Origin of the sequence: Bacillus sp. JNUCC-21, assembly GCF_041222765.1 — a bacterium.
Lineage (GTDB): Bacteria > Bacillota > Bacilli > Bacillales > Bacillaceae > Bacillus > Bacillus velezensis.
The window spans coordinates 973,259-987,590 of the sequence record NZ_CP166019.1; the positions used below are offsets into that span (position 1 = coordinate 973,259).

Annotated in this window: 18 protein-coding genes; 10 read left to right on the forward strand and 8 right to left on the reverse strand. The window is 46.4% G+C overall.

What is annotated here, in order from left to right:
- Window positions 1-38: 38 nt before the first annotated feature.
- The 6 genes from JNUCC21_RS05045 to JNUCC21_RS05070 all read left to right on the forward strand — a co-directional run bounded on the left by JNUCC21_RS05045 (window position 39) and on the right by JNUCC21_RS05070 (window position 7,761).
- The gene (locus JNUCC21_RS05045) at window positions 39-935 is read left to right on the forward strand and encodes an ABC transporter ATP-binding protein (protein WP_007409231.1); all 897 of its coding nucleotides are present in this window, start codon (window positions 39-41) and stop codon (window positions 933-935) included.
- The gene (locus JNUCC21_RS05050; protein WP_025284501.1) at window positions 928-2,187 is read left to right on the forward strand and encodes an ABC transporter permease; all 1,260 of its coding nucleotides are present in this window, start codon (window positions 928-930) and stop codon (window positions 2,185-2,187) included. Before JNUCC21_RS05045 ends, JNUCC21_RS05050 begins: the two co-directional genes overlap by 8 nt.
- Window positions 2,188-2,297: 110 nt before the next feature.
- Window positions 2,298-3,521: a DNA repair exonuclease gene (locus JNUCC21_RS05055; protein ID WP_039062821.1), complete on the forward strand. Its 1,224-nt coding sequence runs from the start codon at window positions 2,298-2,300 to the stop codon at window positions 3,519-3,521.
- A complete protein-coding gene (locus tag JNUCC21_RS05060; RefSeq protein ID WP_369878653.1) occupies window positions 3,518-6,400 on the forward strand; it encodes an AAA family ATPase in 2,883 nt (960 codons plus the stop codon). The genes JNUCC21_RS05055 and JNUCC21_RS05060 overlap by 4 nt, the downstream gene beginning before the upstream one ends.
- A 73-nt stretch (window positions 6,401-6,473) precedes the next feature.
- A complete protein-coding gene (gene yhaM, locus JNUCC21_RS05065) occupies window positions 6,474-7,418 on the forward strand; it encodes a 3'-5' exoribonuclease YhaM (protein ID WP_003155251.1) in 945 nt (314 codons plus the stop codon).
- Between the two features lie 115 nt (window positions 7,419-7,533).
- Window positions 7,534-7,761: a sporulation YhaL family protein gene (locus JNUCC21_RS05070; protein WP_369878654.1), complete on the forward strand. Its 228-nt coding sequence runs from the start codon at window positions 7,534-7,536 to the stop codon at window positions 7,759-7,761.
- Window positions 7,762-7,799: 38 nt separating this feature from the next.
- On the opposite strand, the gene JNUCC21_RS05075 is transcribed toward JNUCC21_RS05070, so the two are convergent.
- Complete coding sequence (locus JNUCC21_RS05075) at window positions 7,800-8,651, reverse strand: peptidylprolyl isomerase (protein ID WP_015239508.1); 852 nt, start codon at window positions 8,649-8,651, stop codon at window positions 7,800-7,802.
- A 158-nt stretch (window positions 8,652-8,809) separates the two neighbouring features.
- On the opposite strand from JNUCC21_RS05075, the gene yhzE1 reads away from it, so the two are divergent.
- Together yhzE1 and yhzE2 are read left to right on the forward strand one after the other, a co-directional pair.
- A complete protein-coding gene (gene yhzE1, locus JNUCC21_RS05080; RefSeq protein ID WP_017417375.1) occupies window positions 8,810-8,896 on the forward strand; it encodes a sporulation protein YhzE1 in 87 nt (28 codons plus the stop codon).
- Window positions 8,897-9,020: 124 nt separating this feature from the next.
- The gene (yhzE2, locus tag JNUCC21_RS05085) at window positions 9,021-9,107 is read left to right on the forward strand and encodes a sporulation protein YhzE2 (protein WP_003155248.1); all 87 of its coding nucleotides are present in this window, start codon (window positions 9,021-9,023) and stop codon (window positions 9,105-9,107) included.
- A gap of 56 nt (window positions 9,108-9,163) precedes the next feature.
- Here the strand turns inward: yhzE2 and JNUCC21_RS05090 are convergent, their stop codons facing one another.
- Both JNUCC21_RS05090 and JNUCC21_RS05095 read right to left on the reverse strand, forming a co-directional pair.
- Entirely contained in the window at window positions 9,164-9,382 is a 219-nt protein-coding gene (locus tag JNUCC21_RS05090) for a hypothetical protein (RefSeq protein WP_003155245.1), read from the reverse strand.
- 60 nt (window positions 9,383-9,442) lie between these two features.
- The gene (locus tag JNUCC21_RS05095; protein ID WP_007409225.1) at window positions 9,443-9,973 is read right to left on the reverse strand and encodes a DUF3267 domain-containing protein; all 531 of its coding nucleotides are present in this window, start codon (window positions 9,971-9,973) and stop codon (window positions 9,443-9,445) included.
- Window positions 9,974-10,183: 210 nt separating this feature from the next.
- Here JNUCC21_RS05095 and JNUCC21_RS05100 point away from each other — a divergent pair, with 210 nt between their 5' ends.
- Window positions 10,184-10,525, forward strand: a complete 342-nt coding sequence (locus tag JNUCC21_RS05100; RefSeq protein WP_003155243.1) for a YhaI family protein — start codon at window positions 10,184-10,186, stop codon at window positions 10,523-10,525.
- Here the strand turns inward: JNUCC21_RS05100 and JNUCC21_RS05105 are convergent.
- Both JNUCC21_RS05105 and JNUCC21_RS05110 read right to left on the reverse strand, forming a co-directional pair.
- Window positions 10,522-11,133, reverse strand: coding sequence for an HTH-type transcriptional regulator Hpr (locus tag JNUCC21_RS05105; RefSeq protein WP_003155240.1), 612 nt, complete (start codon window positions 11,131-11,133; stop codon window positions 10,522-10,524). The two genes, JNUCC21_RS05100 and JNUCC21_RS05105, sit on opposite strands and share 4 nt — an antisense overlap.
- A gap of 179 nt (window positions 11,134-11,312) precedes the next feature.
- Window positions 11,313-11,669: a YtxH domain-containing protein gene (locus JNUCC21_RS05110; protein WP_007409224.1), complete on the reverse strand. Its 357-nt coding sequence runs from the start codon at window positions 11,667-11,669 to the stop codon at window positions 11,313-11,315.
- 117 nt (window positions 11,670-11,786) lie between these two features.
- On the opposite strand from JNUCC21_RS05110, the gene JNUCC21_RS05115 reads away from it, so the two are divergent.
- Window positions 11,787-11,978 carry a hypothetical protein gene (locus tag JNUCC21_RS05115; RefSeq protein ID WP_007409223.1) on the forward strand — a complete coding sequence of 64 codons (192 nt, stop codon included), beginning with the start codon at window positions 11,787-11,789 and terminating at the stop codon, window positions 11,976-11,978.
- Window positions 11,979-12,035: 57 nt separating this feature from the next.
- Here the strand turns inward: JNUCC21_RS05115 and JNUCC21_RS05120 are convergent, their stop codons facing one another.
- From JNUCC21_RS05120 to JNUCC21_RS05130, 3 genes are all read right to left on the reverse strand, one after another.
- Window positions 12,036-12,554 (reverse strand): tryptophan transporter, encoded by a 519-nt coding sequence (locus tag JNUCC21_RS05120; RefSeq protein ID WP_007409222.1) that lies wholly within the window; start codon window positions 12,552-12,554, stop codon window positions 12,036-12,038.
- A 120-nt stretch (window positions 12,555-12,674) separates the two neighbouring features.
- Window positions 12,675-13,754 (reverse strand): 3-phosphoserine/phosphohydroxythreonine transaminase, encoded by a 1,080-nt coding sequence (serC, locus tag JNUCC21_RS05125; RefSeq protein WP_039062818.1) that lies wholly within the window; start codon window positions 13,752-13,754, stop codon window positions 12,675-12,677.
- 135 nt (window positions 13,755-13,889) lie between these two features.
- Window positions 13,890-14,327 carry an HIT family protein gene (locus JNUCC21_RS05130; RefSeq protein ID WP_007409220.1) on the reverse strand — a complete coding sequence of 146 codons (438 nt, stop codon included), beginning with the start codon at window positions 14,325-14,327 and terminating at the stop codon, window positions 13,890-13,892.
- Window positions 14,328-14,332: the final 5 nt, after the last annotated feature.

Sequence of the window (14,332 nt, forward strand, 5' to 3'; positions counted from 1 at the left end):
TTATTAGTATATAATGGGTCAAGGAAGGAGTTGGATTCGTGCTTACAATTGAAAACGTAACGAAAACATTCGGCAGCTTTACCGCTGTTGACAATTTGAACCTGCAAATACCTGAAAGGGAAATGTTTGGGCTGCTCGGCGCAAACGGCGCGGGAAAAACGACGACCTTTCGGATGATTTTAGGTCTTTTAAGCCTGACTGACGGGCATATCACCTGGAAAGGGCAGCCGGTCAATTATTCCATCAGTGAAAAAATCGGCTATCTCCCGGAAGAGCGGGGGCTGTATCCGAAAGTGAAGGTGAGTGACCAGCTTGTCTATTTGGCGAGATTAAAAGGAATGGGCAAAAAAGAGGCGGAAAAAGAGCTCATGACATGGCTCGAGCGGTTCGGCATTACAGATTACAAGAATAAGAAAGTCGAAGAGCTGTCGAAAGGAAACCAGCAGAAAATCCAGTTCATTTCGGCCGTCCTGCATAAGCCTGAACTGCTGATTCTCGATGAACCTTTCAGCGGTCTTGATCCGGTGAATGTCGAGCTGCTGAAAGAAGCGGTTATTTCTTTGAAAAACAGCGGCGTTTCCATCGTTTTTTCAAGCCACCGAATGGAGCATGTGGAAGAACTTTGCGAGAATTTGTGCATTCTCCAGAAGGGAAAACCCGTCGTTCAAGGCAATCTGAAAGACATTAAGCGGTCTTTCGGCAAAAAAAATGTCACCGTTCATTCAGATGATGACCTCAGCTTTTTAAAAACGCATGAAGGCGTCGTGAAATGGAAGGAAACAAATGACGGAATCAGACTGCAGGTCGCGAATGAACCGGTTTCTCAGGATATTTTCCGGGCGCTGCAAGGGAAAGGTTTTATACGGAAGTTCGAATTGGAAGAGCCGTCACTGCATGATATTTTTATAGAAAAGGTGGGGGCCGTATATGAATAAATTTTGGATTATGCTGTTTCATACATATAAAAACAAAATCGCGACAAAGTCATTCATTATTTCGACCGCCATTACCGTTTTATTAGTATTAGCGGTGACCAACCTGCAATCGATTATATCCGTGTTTCAATCGGATGACGGCAAGCAGCAAATCGCGGTGATTGATGAAACGGGCGGGCTGTACCCGGCGTTTGCAAAACAGCTTAAAGCGGCGGATACAGACAATGATCTGCAGGCAATGGAGACGAAGGAGTCCGAAAAAGATGCCGTAAAGCGTGTCAAAGACGGTGAATGGGACGGACTGTTTATCATCAGACAAGATCAAAAAGGAACGATAACAGGAGCATACAAGGCGCTGACCATTTCCGATGAATCAGCGTATAAACTGCTCAAGCAGGCTTTAACCCAGACAAAAACCGCTGTTGAAACCGCCAAGCTCGGCATTTCGGCAGAAAAAGTCAGCAGCCTCTACACTCCGCCGGAAGTCAGCAAAGACGCGCTGGAAAAAGGGGCGAAATCTGAGGAAGAGCTCGGTCAGGTAATGGGGCTTGTATACATCATGCTGTTTGTCATCTACTTCTCAGTTATCATGTACGCAAGCATGATTGCGATGGAAGTGGCGACGGAAAAATCGTCCCGCGTCATGGAAATTTTAATTTCAAGCATGCCGCCGATTCAGCAGATGTTTGCCAAACTGTTCGGTATCGCGCTCGTGGGGATCACACAGTTTGCGGTGCTGATTGCGGCTGGTTATCTCTCACTGAAGCTGAACCCTCAAAATGATGCGTCGTCGCCGATCAGTGCATTTCTCAATTTTAAGGATGTTCCCGTCTCGACGATAGTCTATGCCGTCATTTTCTATTTGCTCGGCTATTTTCTTTACGCGACGCTTGCCGCGTTTCTCGGCAGTGTTGTCAGCCGGATAGAGGACGTACAGCAGACGATTCAGCCGATGGTTTTTTTAGTCGTGGCAGGTTTTATGATCGCCATGTTCGGCATCGGCAATCCTGACGCCGGTTTTATTACCGTTACATCTTACATTCCGTTTTTTACGCCGATGATTATGTTTTTACGCGTCGGGATGCTCGATATCCCGTTTTGGCAGGCTGCGGCCGGAATCGCCCTGACACTGCTCACTATCGTGATCTTTGCGGCGGTCGGCGCGAAAATTTACAAAGGCGGCGTTTTGATTTACGGAAACGCCAGCGGATTCAAAGCGATCAAACAAGCGCTGCGCATCTCCAAAAAATAAGTGAAACAGCCCGGAACAGCCGGGCTGTTTTTTTATTTTACAGAACGTGCATTCGTATAAAAACGGTGCTAAAATAAGGGTAATTCAATTTGCAGAAAGGGGAGGGCGAGATGGCTGATCTGACGTTTATTCATGCCGCTGACCTGCATCTGGACAGCCCGTTTTACGGCATTTCGAATCTGCCTGAACCGGTATATGCGCGTATTAAAGAAAGCACATTTCACAGCGTCCGCCGACTGATGGACGGGGCACTCCGGGAGCAGGCAGATTTCGTGCTGCTTTCGGGGGATCTGTTTGACGAAGCCAACAGAAGTTTAAAAGCCCAGCTGTTTTTGAGAAAACAGTTTACGAGATTACAGGAAGCGGATATCCAAGTGTTCGTTATATTCGGCAACCATGATCATTTGGGCGGTAAGTGGACGCCGATTGAATGGCCTGAAAATGTACATACATTCACCTCGGATACACCGGAGGAAAAATCTTTCTTTAAAAACGGAGAGCTTGCGGCAAGCATATACGGATGCAGCTATCAGGAAAGAAGCGTAACGGTCAATCAGGCGGCCCGTTACCGGAAAATGACCGGCGCGCCTTATCATATCGGCATGCTCCACGGCATGTTATCAGGAGCGGAAGGGCATGACCCGTACTGCCCGTTTACGAAAGAAGACCTTGAAAAAAGCGGCATGGATTACTGGGCGCTCGGACACATTCATAAACGGCAGGTTCTGTCCGCCCAGCATCCCGCCGCCATTTACCCCGGGAATATTCAAGCCCGGCATTTAAAAGAAACCGGACCTAAGGGATATTATCTCGTCCGGGCGGCAAACGGTGAGATGTCTTGGGAATTCAAAGAAGCGCATGATGTGTTATGGGAGGAGATTGATCTTGATATCTCCGGAGCTGAACATATGACTTCACTTCTGAAAACCGCATCGGATACATTCTCCGGCTTGCGCGCGGCGGGCCGCCCGGCATGTGTCAGGCTGGTGCTTCGCGGCGCAGCGCCCCGATTTTGGACGGAGGCGCCCGCAGGCATCGCGGAGGAGCTTCTTTCCGCTTTACAGGAGGAAGAGGCCGAAGAGGAATGTTTCGTCTGGCCGCTTGCGCTTGAGGATCGGACGGATCAAACAGACACCGTGCCGCCCGATCCGTTTTTTAAAGGGCTCCTTCAGGACATAGAACAATGCGCGGACATGAGCGGTGTGTTTGAAGCCCTTGAGCGTCATCCCGTATACCGGCGTCAGATGGCTTCATTTACAGATGAAGAGATACTGGATATTAAGCGGCAGGCTCAAGCCGTTTTAAGACGCCAGATGAAGGAGCTTCAGCGATGAAAATAACGGCGATGCATATTTACCAATACGGAAAATTTTCCGACCGAAGTTTTCAGCTGTCAGATTCTCCCGTGCAAGTGATCTACGGGTTAAATGAAGCGGGCAAAACGACATTGATGTCCTTTATCAAAAGCGTGCTGTTCGGTTTTCCGAAATCAAAAAAATACGAACCGAAAAACGGCGGGGTTTACGGCGGTACTGTGGAATTGAAGCATGGCGATCACGGCGCTGTCAAAATCGAACGGACAAAAGGCGCTGCCGAAAAAGTCAGAGTGTATACGGCTTCAGGCGAAATCAAGGACGGAGAATGGCTCAAACAGCTTCTCTCCGATACAGACCGGGCGCTGTACGAAGCGATCTATTCGTTCGATGTATTCGGACTGCAGGAGATTCAAGCTTTTAACCGGGACAAAATCGGCGAGTTTCTCCTGTATTCGAGCTTATTCGGGTCGGAAGCGGCGGCAAAGCTTGACGGGCGGCTGGGAAAAGAACTTGACAGGATGTATAAGCCGAACGGGCGGAACCCCCGCTTAAATCAGGAGTTGGATACATTAAAGCGGCTCAGCGCCCAGCTGAAACAGGCGGAAGCTGCGGAAGCGGGCTATCACAGCCTTCTGGAAGAGAAAAAAAGCGCCGGCGGCCGTTTGCAGGATGCCGAAGCACGATTGAAAGACATAACTGAAGAAATCAAAACAGTAAAATCGGCGATAGAAGCAAAGCCGCTCGCAGACAAAAAAACAGCCTTGGAAAGCGAACTTTCTTCTTATCCGGGAGCATTGAAGCAATTCCCGAAGGACGGAATGCATCAGCTTGAAAAATACGAATCGCATCTCCATCCGAAAGCGGCCCGTCTTGAGGGGCTTCGGGCAAAAGCGGCTGAACTCAGGCGGCAGGCTGATCTGCGCGCTCCAAATGAGGACTTGCTGCAAAAAGAGCGGCAGCTGCAGGAGCTTTCCGGCGAGCAGCATATGTATGAATCGCGCGGCGAACAGCTTGCAGCCATCCAATCACAGATCCGGCAGACATCTGCCCGCGTTTCGTCAGGATTGCAGCAGCTCGGAAGACATGAGGAGGACGGCATTCTTTCACTGAACACCGATTATGAATATGAATGGCGGCTGCAGGAAGCCGTGCAGAGCGCCGGACAGGCAAGAGAAAGAAAGACACAGCTTGATGCGATTTTCGAACAAGCGCGGCTGGAGCTGGAAGAAGCCGAACGAAAACATGCCGTGACGGCGGAAAACATTTTGGACCCCGCTGTCAGGAAAGAAAAAGAAGCCGCTTTACAATCATATAAGCAAATGGCTGATACAGAAGGAAACGAATGGCAGGCACATGTTCAGCATCTGGAAAAACAGCGCGCCAAACAAAAAAAGCTCTTTCTCGGTGCGGGCATTCTGTTCATTGCGATTTTCGCTATGTTAAAGGAATGGCTGCCCGCCGCCCTTTTTACCGGTGCTCTGCTGCTGTATATGCTGTCCGGCATGCAAAAACCGCTGCCGTCAGAAAGAGGAGGGCCCGGACACAAGAAAAAGAAGCCGGCGATCTCTAAAGAAGCGGCTGATCTTCTGCAGGAAGAGCTTTGGCGTGACGGCCGGCACCGGCAGCAGCTGATTGCGGATCAAGCCGTGCTTGAACAGAAAGAAGCGGCATATGAAAGAGTCATCCGCCTATATGAAGAATGGGAGGCCGAAATGGCGCCGTCTGAAAAACAGGCGGAACTTTTTATGAATGAACTGGGGTTTTCAGGAAGTCCTTCCCATCTTCTTGACGCATATCATGTAATGAAAGATGTCAAAAAAGAAATCCTTAACAAGCATGAGCTGACCATTGAAGCGGGCAGGCTGCAAAAGCTGCAAAGAGCATTTGAGGACCGGGTCAAAAAGCTGAGTCCTTCAGACGGAAGGGAGCTGTCCGTAAAAGAAAGACTGCACGTTTTGCTGGCGCAGGCGGAACGGGCCCGTGAGGAAGCAAAACGAAAGCAGGCGCTCGAAACGGATCTGCTGCATGCACAAGAGCAAATGCGTGAATTAAATGAAGAAGTTCATTACTACGAACAGCAGGTCAAACAGCTTTTCATGGCGGCAGGCGCAAAAAACCGCGAACACTTTTGTGAACTCGCCAGGCTGACTGAAAGCCGCCGGGAAACAGAGCGGCAGCTGCGCGAAATCAAAACGCACTTGTCCGGCATAGGCGGAAAACAGCTGGAGCCGTACATGAGCCGCACAGTGTCCGAACTTGAACATACAGTCGTTCAGAAGGAAACAGAGAAAAAAACGCTTGAGGAAAAAAGCGCCAAGCTCCGTGAGCAAACCGCTTTATTAACGGTGAAGCAAGAGCAGCTGGAGTCCTCGGGGCTTGTATCCGATTTAAAACAGCAGACAGAAATGCAGAAGGAGCGCGTGAAAAAAACCGCTAAAGAGTGGGCCGCATTACAGACGGTCAGACACATTATCAGGGAAAAAATGGAGCGGCATAAAAAAGTGACGCTTCCCCGTCTGTTAGAAACCGCCGGTGCATTATACGGACCGCTTACGGACGGACGCTATCACAAATTGTATTTTTCCGAGGCTGATGATTCCATTATGGTTATGCGGAAAGACGGAACGGTGTTTTCTGCAGGCGAACTGTCACAGGCGGCATGCGAGCAGCTTTATGCGGCGATTCGTTTTGCGCTTGCGTCAGAGAGGGAATCTGCGGTATCACTGCCGTTTTTACTTGATGACAGTTTTGTCCATTTTGACAGGCAGCGGCTGCAGCGGCTGTTTGATGTGCTGAATCAGCTTTCAGAAGGCGGGCGGCAGATACTTTATTTCACCTGCCATGAGCATGTCAGCCGGTCTTTTCACAGCGGACAAGTCATGCGGCTCCTGTCATAAAAGAGTTTATTTTCAAAAAAGAGGTATGTGCTATACTGGTATTATGTAAGATATGGAGGGAGCTTTTAATAGAATGGCAAAAGGTATTATGCTGCACGAGGTCGGCGAGCAGGTCGATCAATACTTTCTGATTAAATCTTCGACTAAGGGAATCGCAAGCAACGGAAAACCATTCCTGACGTTAATGCTGCAGGACCAATCGGGAGATATCGAAGCGAAGCTGTGGGATGCCAAGCCGACTGATGAAGTAACGTACGCGGCGCAGACGATCGTGAAGGTGATCGGAGATGTCCATCACTATCGCGGACGAAACCAGCTTAAGCTGAGAAACATCCGGCCGGCCGGCGAGAACGAAAATGTCAGCATTGATGATTTTCTGGAAACGGCGCCGATTCCGAAAAACGAAATGATGGAAACCGTCACTCAATACATTTTTGAAATGAAAAATCCAAACATCCAGCGGATCACAAGACATCTGGTCAAGAAATATGCGGCTGAGTTTATGGACTACCCGGCGGCGGCTAAAAACCACCATGAGTTCGTCTCCGGGCTCGCGTATCATGTAGTGTCCATGCTGAACCTGGCAAAAGCGATTGCCGATCTGTATCCGTCTCTTGACCGGGATTTACTGTATGCCGGAGTCATTCTGCATGATCTCGGCAAAGTAAAAGAGCTTTCAGGCCCCGTCTCCACGACGTACACCGTGGAAGGGAATCTGCTCGGACACATTTCGATCATGGTGACAGAGCTTTCAAAAGCAGCCGAAGAGCTTCAGATTGACGCTGAAGAAGTGCTGATTCTGAAGCATTTGATTTTAAGCCATCACGGAAAAGCGGAATGGGGAAGCCCGAAACCGCCGATGGTGAAAGAAGCGGAAATTCTTCACTACATTGACAATCTGGATGCAAAAATGATCATGATGGACAGAGCGCTGGAACGGGTGAAGCCGGGCGAATACACAGAGCGTGTATTTGCGCTTGAAAACCGTTCTTTCTACAAACCGACTTTCCATCAATAAGATAAAAAAGACCGATTCTCTATGATCGGTCTTTTTTACGTTCAGCTCTCATAACTTGTCTTTATCAAGCATAGCTTAGAATAAAGACTCTGGGCGAAAAAGGGAGGAAACCGACGTGCTATTTTTTCCTTGGTGGGTATACCTTTGCATTATCGGAATTATTTTCAGCGCTTATAAGCTTTTCACAACAGCTAAAGAAGAGGAAAAGCTTGACCAGTTGTTTATTGAAAAAGAAGGAAGGGTGTATATTGAACGGATGGAACAGGAACGCGAGCGCCGTATGGCGGCGCCCGCAAGTGAAAACGGGGATGCGGAAGAAAACTCCAATCATTCCATCGCATAAAAAAACTGTGCGGCTCGCCGAGAGCCCGCACAGTTTTTTTATTTAGATTCAGAAGAAGTTGAGGTGTTAAACGTGTCTTTTAAGTCTTTGTCTTCCACTTTTACGTCAGCTTTTTTCATGACTTTTTGAATTGCCGCCTGTACAGCTGAGTTGTCGTTTAATTTCTGCTTAAGAACTTCTTCTTTCAGTTCTTTTTTCATGTCATCATATTTGCCGCGTTCTTCTGTCTTTTTGATGATATGATAACCGAATTTTGTTTTGACCGGATCGCTGACTTGTCCGACTTTCAGGCCGAATGCAGCTTTGCTGAATGTTTCATCCATTGACTTTTTATCGAACCAGCCAAGGTCGCCGCCGTTGTCTTTTGAGCTGTCAGTTGAATATTCTTTCGCAAGCGTTTCAAACTTCTCGCCTTTTTTCAGCTTTTTCTCCACTTCGTCAGCTGTCTTTTTGTCAGCGACAAGGATGTGGCTCGCGCGGATTTTACCTTTTAAGCCGTCGTAATATTCTTTCGTATCGGAGTCAGTCACTTTGATGTTGTCTTTCGCCGCTTTTTGTGCAAGCAGTTCGTACTTCACCTGATCTTTCAGGTAATCTTCGCCGTACTGCTGTTTAAGGGCGCTGTACTGATCGCCGAGCTGCGTTTTGTACTCTTTCAGCTTGGTATCGATTTCTTTATCCGATACTTTGTATTTTTTTGCTAATACTTTTTCTTGTACGAGCTGTGTCAGCACACTTGCGCCCGCGGTTTTTTTCATGTTCGTGTAGAGCTCGCCTTTTGTTACATTTCCGGCATCCGTCTTGGCAATCACGTCGTTGTCGCCGCTGCTGCAAGCGCTGAGAGCCAGGACGCTCGTTGCCGTAATAGCTGCTATCGCGATTTTCTTCATTCCTTTAAACACTCCTAATCATCCAAATTAAATTGCATATGCGTATCATAACATATTGTGGCTTTCTGTAAAAAGATTTTAAATAAAGGGCATTCGTCTAGTCAAACTTTTTCCTGATACATACAAATATATTGATCATGAAAAGGAGGTAATGAACCATGGGCGGAGGATATTCAAACGGTTTCGCACTGCTCGTAGTACTGTTCATATTGCTTATCATCGTAGGTGCAGCTTACATTTGTTAAGCGAAACGGATCGCTTTTTCTAAAAGCGGTCCGTTTTCTTACCCGGGCGCCTAATCGTTTCAGAAGTAAATTGCATATGATGTAATTGGAAAAATAAAACGTTTTGTAGGAGGTGCTTTTGGAGATGGGTGAAGTATTTGCAGGCGGTTTTGCATTATTGGTTGTTCTGTTCATCTTATTGATCATCATCGGCGCTTCTTGGCTTTATTAAGAAAAAAATATGGCTGTCGGGGGTCAGACCTCCGTCAGCCATATTTTTTTGCCTGTTTACACAGTAAAGGAGATCTCGACGAATGAAGAGATCAGTAAAATTAAAATAGATACATTAATAAAACGGAATACCTTATCCTGCCGGTCTTCAGGAATCTCTCTGACAAGGCATAATGTATTTGTGAGCCTGTTTATGAAATAAAGAATAAACAGGGCAGCCACGATAAAATAGAATAAAATGATGGGAGATTCCCCCTCTCTCTGAACTGCTCCCATATTACATTACCAAATATTTATTAAAAAAGATAGAATGTAACCTGAAAAATCAGCGGGACATCAAGACTCCGGCACTTTTTTTACTAAAATATCAAAACCGTCGGATTCCTGGTCAATCAGACATGATTTGGGCGCTTTGACCAGATGCAGGGCAAACAGAAGATCAGGCAGGCAATACCCCGCATGGATGCTCGAAATCATATAAAAGTAATGAGCGTGTCTCGGAAATGCCAGTCCGGCATAAAACAATAACGGCGTAATGAATAAAAACGGGCTGATCGTTGAAATCAGCATCGTCGTTTTCGGTATGCCTTTCCATGTCGGCATCCGCAAGAAGTACATTTTCATTTCCTTTTTTCTTTTTTTACAGATCATCGGCAGGACATGTATGACTTTATGTACAAATAAAGTAACAACGAGCAGAACACAAAAAGCAAACACGTGCCCGTCACTTAAACTGATATTCGGACGCAGCAGCCCGAATGCCAAGAAGTTGCATATAAAAAACAGGATCATAAAACCTACAGCAGTCAATAATAAACGAACCGCACCATAATCTTTGATCAGATTAATGGTTTTCCAGCAATTCATCAGAGTCATCCTTCCGTACAAAGATGGAATACAATCTCAAAATAATTTACTCTCTTCAGAAGAAAAAATCAATCCTTTTTTAAAGAAAAAAATAAACCTGGAAAGAGAAGAACAGAAGAGCTCGGTGAAACATGGAAATGTACGGTTTAACCTTTCTTCTCCATTCATTATCAGCTAAAATAAGATTAAAGATAGAAAGAAGTGAAACGGATGGATTCAATGGATCAGCGTATCGGGCGTTTAGAATATTACATACAATTGCTGGTGAAAACGGTGGATATGGATAAGTACCCTTTTTATGCGATGATGATTGAAAAAGGGCTGACCGAAGAAGAAGGAGAAGAGGTCGGGCGGATCTGCCGCGAATTGGAGGACGAGCTGGAGTCGCAAAAAGCGCAAGGCTTTGTGACGTTTGACAAGCTCCTTGCGCTTTTTGCGGGACAGCTGAACGAAAAATTAGATGTTCATGAAACGATTTTTGCTCTTTATGAGCAGGGGCTTTATACAGCGCTGATGGAAGAATTTATTGAGATTATGAAGCACTTTGATTAACTGTTGATCGGTTCCAGCTCTTCAGCCGTTTCATGGACAGCCGATTCGTCCGTTTTTTTCTTCAGCCTTCCGTCTTCACTATCAAAATCATTGTTTATGTTTGTCAATGATTTCTCGAATATCTCCATAAAATCTTCGCCGTAAATGTGGCGGATGACACAGGTTAATTCTTCAACCTCAGGAAACTTCCCGAATAAGTGGTAGATCGGCTGTGAGCCTTTAAACACAGCGTTTCTCGACGGATCAAACTCCTCAAGCAGGCTTTCGAATACATTTTCCCCTTCTTCTGTTAACTGAATGTACGTGTTCCGTTTATCATTCAGCCGCTTGGAAAATTTCAGATATCCCCGTTCTTCAAGCTTTTTTGAAAAGTTAAATGCAGTTGATACGTGCATAACGCCGAATTTGGCGATTTCTGAAATAGAAGCTCCTTTAAGCTGATAGGCAATCCATAATATATGATGCTCATTAATATTAAGGTCGTACGGCTTCAGCCAATTCTGCCAGTCTTTCTCGATAGATTTCCACAGCGCTTTGGACAGCTGCGCCATTTTTTGGGTATAGATTAAAGCTTCTTTTAGATCGTAAGGCGGTTCAACACGATTCAATACAGATCACCTGCTTCACATTTTCTTTTCCTCTATTATGCCAATAAAATAAAGATTAATAAAGATGAAAATTTAAGAATTTTATAATAAATTCTTCATCCATTGCTGGGAAAGGCTTTAAACCGCAAAAAAAAGTGCGGAACGCAATATGTCCGCACTTTTTTTGGTTGTATAGGATATTAGTTTTGTAAGGTTTTCTCCAGCTGTCTGATTTTCTCTTCAATATCAGCGATTTCCTTCTGGAGATCCTGCTGGTGCGGTTTGATTTCCTCCTGCCACCTTTTAATGCTGGTCTGAAGCTCTCCGCCTACGTCTTTAATGACTTCTGCGCTTTCTTTCGCCGTTTGGACAAGCTGGTCCTTAAGCGCCATTCCGTCTTTTTTTAACCGTTTGATTGTGTCCTCAATTGAATTGCAATTCGCTTTGATTTTGCCCCGCAGCTCTTTTCCGGATGAAGGAGCCGAGAGTAACACCGCTGCGCCTCCGATCAATCCGCCTACGAAAAGGCCTGTTAAAAGGGAACGTCCGTCAGCCATTTGAAATCACCCCGTTTTTTTTCTCATAACTTTTATCATTTTTGTTCAGAAGAATAAACTTCTATACATAGCTTGCTTTATTTTAGCATATTTTTTAAGGGAAAAGGAGGGAGAAGGTTGTCTGTCTTTATGATTGTTTTATCTTGTATGGCTCTTGTCTTTGCGGCGGGCGCCGTTTATTACCTGAAACTGCTCGGCCAGGCCGCTTCTTATCCGCCGAAGCGGGTCGTCCGCCAAAAGGCCATCGTCTGCTCAGCAGGAACCGCCCTCGCATTGTTCCTTATTTTTTTCACAAAACTTCTCGTATAAAACATGCTGAAACACATTAAAAAACCTCTTCCGGCCGGAAGAGGTTTCGGTATGCGGTTATTTCACCGTTTCAATCATATTGGACCGTTTTAAGATCGTCTGCACAATCGGATGCATAATGATAATGGCGATCGTATTCAGCGCAGCCGCCGGAAGGACGACCGCGAGCACCAATGCGGTGAATCCGCCCGGCAGGCCGACAATCAGAAGGGCCAGCGCCAAAAAGAGCAAACCGGAGATGAAGGTGCCGGCTATCGTAATGACGGCGGCGGGCGCTGTTTTCACGCTCTTTTTCACCAAAAGCGCCAGCGCGAGAAACAGAAACGCCGTTACCGGTTTTTCAATGATATTCGGAAGCTGTCCGCCCGGAAAAGATGTCGTGAGTGCGGAAATGATTCCCGTTACAATCCCAATCATCAGCACGTTCTGCACACGGGGGAATAACAGAATACCCATAAACATCATCACAAGCATCATATCGGGTTTCATTCCGAATAATACCGGCGGCATAATGGAATGAAGCACCGCTCCGATTGCCGCAAACAGGGCCATAATGACTAATTCTTTTGTTTTCATACTAAGCTCTCCTCTGCTAAGCTTTTTCGCCATCCAATAATATGCTCGTCATTTATTGCGATGGCCGGAAAAATTGATATGCAAACAGTATATCAAAGGAACCGTTATGTTAGAAGAAATTTATTCGTTTTCCTGCTGGAACTTTCTCATAAACTGAGCCAGTTTTTCACAATCAGCCAGGCTGACGGCGTTGTAGATAGACGCCCTGCAGCCTCCGACTGAGCGGTGGCCTCCGAGTCCGGTCATTTTAGCCGCTTTCGCTTCTTCAACGAATTTTTTCGTGAGACTGCTGTCGCGGAGGGTGAACGTGACGTTCATGTGAGAGCGGCTGTCTTTTGCGGCATGCCCCGCGTAAAACCCGCCGCTTGCGTCGATTGTGCCGTACAGGACGTCGGCCTTTTCCTGATTGCGCCGTTCAGCCGCTTCGACACCGCCGTTTTCAGCCAGCCATTCAAGGACGAGGCTCAGCATATAAATCGCAAATGTAGGCGGCGTATTATACAGTGAATCGGCTTTTGTGTGAGTGGAGTATTTCAACATTTTAGGGACGTTGGCGTTTTCGTTTTCAAGCCATGATTTTTTCATGATGACGACCGTGACGCCGGACGGCCCGAGGTTTTTCTGGGCTCCGCCATAGATGACATCAAACGTTTTGACATCAATTTTTCTGCTCAGGATGTCGCTTGACATGTCGGCTACGAGCGGGATCGGTGAATTCGGGAACTCTTTCCACTGCGTTCCGAAAATCGTGTTGTTTGACGTAATATGCAGGTAGGCGCCGTCTTTGATTCCTGAGAGGTCCGCTTCCGGTATGTGGTTGTGGTTTGAATCTGCGCTTGTTGCCGTGACGGATGTGTTTCCGAACAGTTTCGCCTCGGCGAGTGCTTTTTCAGACCATGCGCCCGTTACGATGAAGTGCGCCGTTTTTTCCGGTGTTAAAAAGTTCATCGGCAGCATGGAGAATTGAAGGCTTGCGCCGCCTTGAAGAAATAAAATATCATAATCGTCGGGAATATCCATCAGTTCTTTCAGAAGGCTTTTTGCTTTTTGGTGCACCGCATCATATTCCGTGCTCCGGTGGGACAGCTCCATGACGGACATGCCGGTATCATTGAAGTTGACAAATTCTTTTTGTGCTTTTTGCAGCACATCCAGTGGAAGGGCTGCGGGTCCTGCATTGAAATTCGTTGTACGTTCCATGTTTACGATCTCTCCCTGTTTTCCGCTTTAGTGTAAGAAATAATACAATTATCCTATCACAATTTTTTGATTTTTTTGATATAAAAAAATATAATTTATGTTTTTTGTGTTTCCGGACGCAAAAAAACCTCATCTTTAAGATGAGGCAAGCCGTTTTCTGACGGTTGAAGCGATCTCCTGAAGATCGTCAGGCGTATAGTCTTCGGCGTGGGTCTTCCAGACAGCCCCGAAACCGTCGCCTTTTCCGTAACGCGGAATGATATGCATGTGAAAATGGAACACCGATTGGCCCGCTTTTTCACCGTTGTTATTGAGAATATTCAGCCCGATCGGCTCGAATTCATCGCGGATGGCGCGTGCGATTTTCGGCACCGCTTCAAAATATTCTTTAGAAAGCTCAGGCGTAAACTCGTACACGTTTTCGATATGTGTTTTCGGAATCACGAGCGTATGGCCTTTTGTGACCTGGCTGATATCAAGAAACGCCACGACGTGTTCATTTTCGTATACTTTTGAAGACGGAATGTCACCGGCAATGATTTTGCAGAAAATACAATCGTCCGCTTTGTGCATAGATG